Annotated in this window: 2 protein-coding genes; one reads left to right on the top strand and one right to left on the bottom strand. The window is 68.7% G+C overall.

The window, feature by feature from the left end; translation table 11 throughout:
• A partial coding sequence (locus EN745_RS33910) for a mechanosensitive ion channel domain-containing protein (protein ID WP_127423249.1) occupies positions 1–949 on the bottom strand: 949 nt, incomplete at its 3' end.
• Positions 950–1,172: 223 nt separating this feature from the next.
• Here EN745_RS33910 and EN745_RS33905 point away from each other — a divergent pair.
• The coding region (locus EN745_RS33905) for an ATP-binding protein (RefSeq protein WP_145992306.1) at positions 1,173–2,157 on the top strand (985 nt) is incomplete at its 3' end.

The raw sequence follows: 2,157 nt of genomic DNA, 5'->3' as shown, positions 1-2,157 counted from the left end.
CCCTTTGGGTGATGAAGTCTTCGTTGGGGATCAGGAACTCGCGGCCGTCGCGCGTCACCACCGAGACGAAGCGCGCCCGCAATTCGCGGATCCAGCCGAACGTGCCTTCGAGCGAGATCGTGTCGCCCGGCTTGATCGACTTGTCGAGCAGGATGATCACGCCGGAGACGAAGTTGGAGACGACCTTCTGCAGGCCGAAGGCGAGGCCGACGCCGACGGCGCCGGAAAACACCGTCAGCGCCGTCAGGTCGAGGCCGACGGCCGATAGCGCGACGGCGCCGGCCACCAGCACGAGGCCGATTTTGGCCACCTTGCCGACGAGGACGCGGATCGACGGCGTCAGTTCCTCGGAGAGGCGGACGCGCTCGTCGATGTAATTGCCGACGACCACCGCCAGCCAGACCGTCGCGACCAGGAGCAGCGCCGCCTTCAGCACCATGAGCGCCGAAAGCCGGACCGCGCCAAGCGGGATCGCGAGGCTGTCGAGGACGGTGGCCGCGTCATCGCTGATGTGCAGGATGACAAGGGCCGCATAGATCCAGGCCAGCCAGCCCAGCGTGCGCGCGACGAGGCGGTTGCGGATGATGCGCGACAGCACCGTCGCGAACAGCCACGCCAGCGCGAGCAGGAGCGCGACCTGGATGAGATGGGTGCGGCTTGGCCAGGTGACGGCGCGCAGCAGGCTGAGCGCGGCAAACAGGAAAAGCGTAAACAGGATCCAGTCTGTGCGCCGCAGCAGGGCGATCACCACCCGCAAGAGCCCGGGATGGCCCTTGATCTGGCGTGCCTGGCCCTCCACCAGCGGCTCGACGCGCAGCGCCGCGAGCTTAGCCAGCGCGAATAGCGCGGCGATGATGCCGACCTGATAGACGAACCACGGCGTGGCGGCATAGTCGAACCATCCGCCGGCCCAGGCCAGCGACCGATCGATGGCGTCGCGAAAATCCATTTGCCACGACCACTTGGCTAAGGAACTGCAACTTGTGATCCACAATGTCGCCGGGCTTGGCAATGGTCAAGCAGAGCTTGACTGGGGCGCGCTCGGGGTTTGCGCGGCCAGGCGTAAGCGGCCACCGAAGAGCTGGGGAACAACGGCCCGTCCATGTCCGGCGCGCTCGACCCGCCGCGCTTCGGTTGATAAGGCCGGCAGGGAAACTTTTTCGAGTCGACAGATGACGGTTGCGATCGAGATGGGCGAGACGAGCGCGGGGGCCACGGCGGCGCTCGACCTCGAGGAGCTTTTGGCGACCCGCCTTCTGGTGCAGGGCAATTCCGGCTCCGGCAAGTCGCATCTCTTGCGCCGGCTGCTCGAACAGAGCGCGCCCTGGGTGCAGCAGACCATCATCGATCCCGAGGGCGACTTCGTCTCGCTCGCCGAGCGCTTCGGCCATCTGGTGATCGATGCCGAGGAGCATACCGAGCGCGGCCTGCAGGCGGCCGGCGAGCGGGCGCGCATCCACCGCGTCTCCACCGTGCTCAACCTCGAAGGGCTCGACGCCGAGAACCAGATGCGGCGCGCCGCCGCCTTCCTCGGCGGGCTGTTCGAGGTCGCGCGCGACCACTGGTATCCGATGCTGGTGGTGGTGGACGAGGCGCAGCTCTTCGCGCCCGCGGTGGCGGGCGAGGTTTCGGACGATGCGCGAAAACTCTCGCTCGGCGCGATGACCAATTTGATGTGCCGCGGCCGCAAGCGCGGGCTTGCCGGCATCATCGCCACGCAGCGGCTGGCGAAGCTTGCCAAGAACGTCGCGGCGGAAGCCTCCAACTTCCTGATGGGCCGCACCTTCCTCGACATCGACATGGCGCGCGCCGCCGATCTGCTCGGCATGGAGCGGCGGCAGGCGGAAGCCTTTCGCGACCTCGAGCGCGGCCAGTTCATGGCGCTGGGTCCCGCGCTGTCGCGCCGGCCGCTCGGCCTGCGCATCGGCCCGACCGATACAAAACCGCGCAACGGCACGCCGCGCCTGATGCCGCTGCCGGAGGCCGCGTTGGAGGACGCGCGCGCGATCATCCTCGCCGCGCCGCCGCCCGAGACGGTGCGGCCGCTGCGCCGGGCGCCCTCGCCCGACCTGCTCGACCAGTTGATGGCGGCGAAGTCGGCGGCGCTGGAGATTCGCCCCGAGCCGGCCGAGCCGGCACCGAGCGCCGAGGACCTGG

This window comes from Mesorhizobium sp. M4A.F.Ca.ET.022.05.2.1 (assembly GCF_003998845.1).
In the GTDB taxonomy this organism is placed as follows: Bacteria; Pseudomonadota; Alphaproteobacteria; order Rhizobiales; family Rhizobiaceae; genus Mesorhizobium.
Note: the sequence above shows the minus strand (reverse complement) of the source record. Positions and strands in the feature narration are given on the sequence as shown.